The sequence below is a fragment of the Halomonas sp. 707B3 genome (assembly GCF_024158645.1).
Classification (GTDB): domain Bacteria; phylum Pseudomonadota; class Gammaproteobacteria; order Pseudomonadales; family Halomonadaceae; genus Vreelandella; species Vreelandella lionensis.
The window spans coordinates 1-6,177 of sequence record NZ_JAMZBE010000184.1 but is presented as its reverse complement, the minus strand read 5'-3'; the positions used below and the strand labels follow the sequence as shown (position 1 = coordinate 6,177).

General features: G+C 58.5%; 5 protein-coding genes and 1 pseudogene. 1 reads left to right on the top strand and 5 read right to left on the bottom strand.

Annotated features, from left to right (window positions below; translation table 11 throughout):
• The 5 genes and pseudogenes from BIS10_RS16800 to BIS10_RS16780 form a co-directional block, all read right to left on the bottom strand.
• Positions 1-108: pseudogene (locus BIS10_RS16800) on the bottom strand (electron transfer flavoprotein subunit beta/FixA family protein); the annotation flags it as partial.
• 125 nt (positions 109-233) lie between these two features.
• Positions 234-1,619, bottom strand: coding sequence for a hypothetical protein (locus tag BIS10_RS16795; RefSeq protein WP_253506973.1), 1,386 nt, complete (start codon positions 1,617-1,619; stop codon positions 234-236).
• Positions 1,616-2,086, bottom strand: coding sequence for a PaaI family thioesterase (locus tag BIS10_RS16790; RefSeq protein ID WP_083023570.1), 471 nt, complete (start codon positions 2,084-2,086; stop codon positions 1,616-1,618). The genes BIS10_RS16795 and BIS10_RS16790 overlap by 4 nt, the downstream gene beginning before the upstream one ends.
• Positions 2,083-3,684, bottom strand: coding sequence for a class I adenylate-forming enzyme family protein (locus BIS10_RS16785; protein WP_253506970.1), 1,602 nt, complete (start codon positions 3,682-3,684; stop codon positions 2,083-2,085). Before BIS10_RS16785 ends, BIS10_RS16790 begins: the two co-directional genes overlap by 4 nt.
• Positions 3,684-4,835 carry an acyl-CoA dehydrogenase family protein gene (locus tag BIS10_RS16780; RefSeq protein WP_083023559.1) on the bottom strand — a complete coding sequence of 384 codons (1,152 nt, stop codon included), beginning with the start codon at positions 4,833-4,835 and terminating at the stop codon, positions 3,684-3,686. The genes BIS10_RS16785 and BIS10_RS16780 overlap by 1 nt, the downstream gene beginning before the upstream one ends.
• 197 nt (positions 4,836-5,032) lie before the next feature.
• Between BIS10_RS16780 and BIS10_RS16775 the strand changes: the two genes are divergently transcribed.
• On the top strand, positions 5,033-6,177 hold a 1,145-nt coding region (locus BIS10_RS16775), incomplete at its 3' end, for a 3-hydroxyacyl-CoA dehydrogenase (protein WP_253506967.1).

The following is a 6,177-nucleotide window of genomic DNA, read 5'->3' as shown; positions in this document are numbered from 1 at the left end:
GTTCATGGCCATTTTGACGTTGGTAAGGTCCACATCAGAATGGTCCGCTTTGACGCGGATTTTGACGTTGTAGTCGATGACGCGTTTCACCGCGACGAGGATTTTCATAAGGCATGCTCCAGCGATTGAACCATCGGCTTTTTATTCCGCATAGCAAAATAATATTTCACTTTATAAAAATAACAATAAAAAAACGCCTGCCAAAGGTCAAGCGTTTCCTTGAACAGCCCACCTCAGAAAGGCGACCAACCAAACCATAACGCCAGCAGCGGTATCGCCGCGATCAGAAAGCGCCCGTTCCAGCGGTAACCGATGCGGGTGGCGGGTACGCCAGTAAAGCGCGAGAGAATCAGCATGGAAGCGGTCATTGGTGATGACATCAGCGCCAGCGCCCAGCCTACCATTAACGATGCCCCAATCAGCTCAGGCGTTAACCCATCAATGCCCAGCGTGGGTAACAGGCCCACCAACAGCGTCACCGTAACAATCGGGTTGACGCCTATTTGCGCTAGCCCCACCACCATCAGCATGGCCAACACCGCATTCAACGTGCCCAGCGGGTCTAGCACCGCCAATAGCGGTGCAAGCTGCTGGGTGTCCACTAAGCCCACGCATACATGCCCCAAATAGCCTGCCGCCCCGAGCACCACAATCTCATTGGCGCTGGGAGACAGCAACCAAGGTAGCTGACGATGCACCGCCGTTATGGCGGCAGGCAATCCACCATAGCCTAGCCTACGACGCTGCCAAGCCAGCCATAAAAGCGCCCCGGTAGGCGCGCCCAGCAGCGCGGCAATGGGTAGTCGTAAGTCCAGCAGCCACGCAATGGAAAACACCAGCGCCACAATGCCGATTAGCAAAACGCTAAACTGCGCCAACGGGCGCAGCGACGGGGTGACATAGGTTTTATTGGCAGGTGGGTGCGGGCCGGTGAAATAGTCCACCGCCCAGCCCGCCATAAAAATCAGCGCGGCGGCCCCTAGAATATAGGGTGCCAGCTGTGGCCAGGTGACCTGAGGAAGGCTTGAGAGCACCACGGCTACCCCAATACCCATGGGCGAAATCAGCGGTGCCAGCGAAAATCCGCGCAGCAGCGCCAGCATCATGCGCCGCTGACGGGCCTCGCGCACCCAGGCGCGCCCTTGGGCGGCACTCAGGGTATTGCTCTTTTCGATCATCGCTGCGAACAGATTCAGCACTCCAATGTTCAGAATGATGCCAAACAGCGCCGAGCCCAGGGATAAGATCGGGTAGCGGCGGCTAGGCGGCTGAAGCAGCATGCTTTGCCCGCAGCGGCGCACTAAACGAGAGCGATAGGCAGGTAGGCGCAACATGCTCAGCGCCACCACAAAGGTAGCAAAAAACGCGAAACGCCCACTCGCCTCAAACAGCAGCTGCCCAGGCGTAGGCGAGCGCCACAGCGCGAGCAGTGTGAGTACGCCAGCGGCACACAGCAGCCCCTTAGCCATGCGGGTGAGTTGGCCCTTCAGGGTCATCAAATAGAGCAGCAGCACGCCAACGCCTGCGGCTTGCCACGCCACGCTGCCACCCACCAAATGAATCAGCGTGGCAAGCGTCACCAGTAGCAAACAGGAAACCCGCAGGCGGGCTGGGCTCACTCGCTAGACTCCCTCAACTGCGGGTCGGGAACGCCTTGTGACGATTCGCTGCCGCTACGGCGACGAAAAGAGCCTTCGCCCATAGCGACGAGATTGCCCTGCTCATCCACGATCTCACCGCTGGTCATGAAGGTTTTTTGCCCGCCGCCACGCAGCGTGCCCGTGGCCCTTAACACGCCTTGCCGAGCAGGCCCCACAAAGGTGGTAGTGAGTGACAGCGTCATCCCACGACGAATATTCCCCGGCACATCGCAGTGCAGGCCCGCTAGGCTTAAGGCACTGTCCAGCATGGAAGCCAGTACACCGCCATGCACATTGCCGCTGCGGTTAAGGTGCTTGGGTTCAATGGTGAGTTCCACTACCGCGCGCCCCTCTTCCCACTCCACCACGTGCATGCCCAGCAGTTCGTGATAACCCATCAGCGCCTGCGGTGTGATTGAGGCGTCAGCGCCGTCTGTTTCGCTCATAAAGCGCTCTCCTGCTGGGCCAAGTCGCGTAGCCGTCCTTTTAAAATCTTACCGCTGGCAGTGGAAGGCAGCGCATCCATCAGCACAATTTGGGTCGGACGCTTATAAGGCGCAAGCCGTTCGGCAATAAAGGCTTTGAGTTCTGCCATATCAACCTCAATACCCGGCTCGCACTGCACGAATGCCACGACCTCTTCATTGCCTGCCACCTGCCGCCCAACCACTGCGGTTAACGTCACCGCAGGGTGCTCATTAATCACTGCTTCCACATCCGGCGGGTAGATGTTGAAGCCCGAGCGAATAATCAGCTCTTTACTGCGGCCCACGATATAGAGCTGATCGTCGTGATCCAGCTTGGCGATATCACCGGTATTGAGCCAGCCATCTTCCGTTAAGGTGGCGCGGGTGGCGTCCGGCTGGCGGAAGTAACCTTTCATGATATTAGGGCCACGCACCCACAGCTCGCCGATCTCATCGCCTGCCTTTTCTGACGTGCCGCTGCTGCCTAAGGGCTCTAACCGATACTCCAACAGCGGCAGCACGCGGCCCACGGTGCTGCTCTGGTGTCGGTCTTCAATGCGGGTTTGACTAATCGTTGGGCTGGCTTCGGTGAGACCGTAGCCATTGTGCAGCGTTAGGCCAAACGCAGCTTCCACGCGTTTTTTGGTATCGCTATCCAGCGGCGAGCCGCCTGCGGAGATATAGATAAGCGCAGGCGCTTCTAACGCGCGCTGCTCACGCTTCAAGTACTCCAGGGCGCGAGCGTACATGGCAGGCACGCCCTGAAGCACGGTAATGCGCTCCTCTTTGAGCGTTGCCAACAGTTGAGCAGCCTCGAAACGCGGCACGGTGTAAAGGCACGCGCCGTTATACAGCGAGCCCATACACACTGATGAGAGGCCAAACACATGAGACATCGGCAGCACGCCGTACACCCGCTGCCCTTCACTCAGATGACGCATGCCGCCGGAAATAGAGGCGATATACAGAATACCGCGATGGGTCAGCATGACGCCTTTCGGCGTACCGGTGGTGCCTGAGGTGTAGATCATCGCGGCTACCTGCTCGGCACCGCTGGCGTGAACAGGCTCTGGCTCGCTATCAAATAGCGATGAAATCGCCAAGCCGCCGAGCTGCGGATGCTGATAGCGGTCAGCCGCGTGGCGCTCGGCGTGCTGGCTCGCCTCTTGGGAGGCTTCGCAGGTGTAAAACACTCGGCGCGGCAGGCAGTTGCCTTGGATTAAATCCACTTCCTGAGCGGAGAGGCGCGAATTGACAATCGCGACCCAAACATCCATTTCACTGGCGGCCAACAGCAGTACCACCAGGGCACGGCAGTTTTCACTGACCGTCATAATACGGTCGCCGGGCCGTATGCCTAAATTAGCTAACCACTCGCAGGCGGCATGAATCTCTTGCCCCAGCTCGGCGTAGCTCCAGCGAACGCTGCCATCCACAAGCGCGGGGTGATCCGCTAGGCGTTTCGCGTTTTCCAGCACGCGGGTGCTCAAGCGCTCGGGAAGTTCTGCTAAAAGCTCGCTTGCCAGACGGCCAAAGATCTTCTCATCTGGCGCTTGGTAAGGGACCGACAGGGCCATTAGGACGCCTCCCGCACCATGTTCCGGGCAATCACCAGCTGCTGAATTTGCGTCGTCCCTTCGTAAATGCGGAACAAGCGCACATCGCGATAGAAACGCTCAACGGCGTATTCCGACATATAGCCCGCACCGCCGTGCACCTGCACGGCGCGATCCGCGACGCGACCCACCATCTCGGCACAGAACAGCTTGCAGCAGGAGGCTAGGGTTGAGACGTTTTCGCCATCATCCTTGCGGCGTGCGGCGTCCATGACCATGGTTTTACCTGCGTAGGCTTCGGTTTTGCTATCTGCCAGCATAGCCTGCACCAGTTGATGCTCCGCCAGCGGCGCACCAAACTGCTTACGCTCCATGGTGTAGCGCAGCGACTCTTCGACCAAACGCTCGGCCACGCCCACACACACCGCAGAAATATGCAGTCGCCCACGGTCGAGCACTTTCATGGCGGTTTTAAAGCCTTGCCCCTCTTTGCCGCCAATGATGTTTTCAGCCGGTACACGGCAGTTATCAAAAATGATATCGCAGGTATGCGCGCCCTTCTGGCCCATCTTGTTATCTGCCGGGCCGCGAATCAGACCGGGCGTATTGCCTTCAACAATAAAGGCGGAGATACCGCCAGCGCCTTTGTTGTCTGGGTCGGTACGCGCCATCACGGTGAACAGGTCCGCTTCCGGGCCGTTGGTGATATAGCGCTTGGTACCGTTTAACACGTAGTGGTCGCCATCGCGCACGGCGGTGGTGCGCAGGCTGGCGGCATCGGAGCCAGAGTCCGGCTCGGTCAGGCAGAACGAGCTAAGAATTTCGCCGGTGGCCAAGCGCGGCACGTATTTGGCTTTCTGCTCTTCAGTGCCGTCAATCAGAATGCCTTGGGCACCGATACCATTATTCGTACCGAATACCGAGCGGAACGCCGGAGACGTTTTGCCGATTTCCATGGCTACCAGAGCTTCTTCTTCCATCGTGAGCCCTAAGCCGCCGTATTCTTCAGGAATGGATAGCCCGAACAGCCCCATCTCCTTCATTTCCGCGAGGATCTCGGCGGGCACTGCATCCTCTTCGGCAAGCCGTGCCTCATTGGGAATCAAACGCTCCCGTACAAAGCGGGCAATGGTATCAACCAACTGATTCAGCAGTTCGGGATCACGGATCATAACGGCTCCTGGTGGCAACGATATTTTTATGGTTGGTGTTCGCGCGGGCAGTGAGGCCTGCAGCAATAATTCTGCATGGCGAAACTAGCGTTCACTCTCTTGTCAGGCACTTTTGCATAGCCTAGGATGGCAGTCAATAAACGAAATGCTATTTTGCAATGCAGAACAACAAACTCTTGCAGCGAGGATTTTGACCTATGTCCAACGACGCAGTCGCCCATTCGTTCAACACTCTTGGAATTGTCGGCACCGGGGCCATGGGTAGAGGGATTGCTCAGCTCGCCGCGCAGGCAGGCCTGAACGTCATGCTATTTGATGTAAAAGAAGGCGCGGTGGCGGAAGCGACTGCCTTTATTAATGGGTTATGGCGGCGCAGCGCCGACAAGCAGCGGATTACCCAAGCCCAAGCCGAGCAGTACGGCGAACGATTGATTGAGGCCCGCGACCTCGCCGCCCTCGCCCCCTGCGATATCGTCGTTGAAGCCATCATCGAGAAGCTGGAAGCCAAACAGGGGCTGTTTAGCGATTTAGAGGGCATTGTTCGCCAGGATGCCGTGCTCGCCACCAACACCTCTTCGCTGTCTGTTACCGCAATTGCTGCCGCCTGCCAGCACCCAGAGCGCGTGATTGGCTTTCACTTTTTCAATCCCGTTCCGCTGATGAAAATCGTGGAAGTGATTCCGGGGTTACGTACCGCTAACGACGTCACCCAGCGGGTCAATGCCTTGGGCACCGCCATGGGCCACTTTACCGCCCTGGCCACAGATACCCCTGGCTTTCTGGTCAATCACGCCGGGCGCGCTTTTGGCACCGAAGCACTGCGCGTTCTGAGTGAGAGCGTGACCGACCCCGCCACCATTGACCGCATCATGGTGGATCAAGGTGGTTTTAGAATGGGGCCGTTTACCCTGCTGGACCTGACTGGCCTGGATGTTTCCCATGCGGTGATGGAGTCGGTGTACCACCAGTATTATGAAGAGCCGCGCTTTCGCCCTTCACCACTCACCCGCCAGCGGCTCTCAGCAGGTTTGTTGGGGCGCAAAACCGGTGAAGGCTTTTATCGCTACGTGGATGGCCAGCAGCAGATGCCGGAAGAGCCCGCCATTGCGCCAGCCTCGCCTTGCCCCGTGTGGATCAGCCAAGACGACCCTGGCAGCGCCGCCCAGCTTGCCGAACTGGTCAGCACGGCGGGTTGGCCACTAGAAAGTGCGGACCAGCCCTCCTCAGAGGCGCTGTGCCTGCTGACACCACTGGGCGAAGACACCACGCAGTGTGCCCTGCGCCAAGGCTTGAATGCCGAGCAGTGCGTCGCGGTGGATATGCTGGCGGGGCTGGATAAGCG

What these genes read in the sequence shown, in the direction of transcription:
- BIS10_RS16790 (WP_083023570.1), bottom strand. Translation starts at nt 2,086, where the DNA reads ATGAGCGAAACAGACGGCGCTGACGCCTCAATCACACCGCAGGCGCTG.
- BIS10_RS16785 (WP_253506970.1), bottom strand. Translation starts at nt 3,684, where the DNA reads ATGGCCCTGTCGGTCCCTTACCAAGCGCCAGATGAGAAGATCTTTGGC.
- BIS10_RS16780 (WP_083023559.1), bottom strand. Translation starts at nt 4,835, where the DNA reads ATGATCCGTGATCCCGAACTGCTGAATCAGTTGGTTGATACCATTGCC.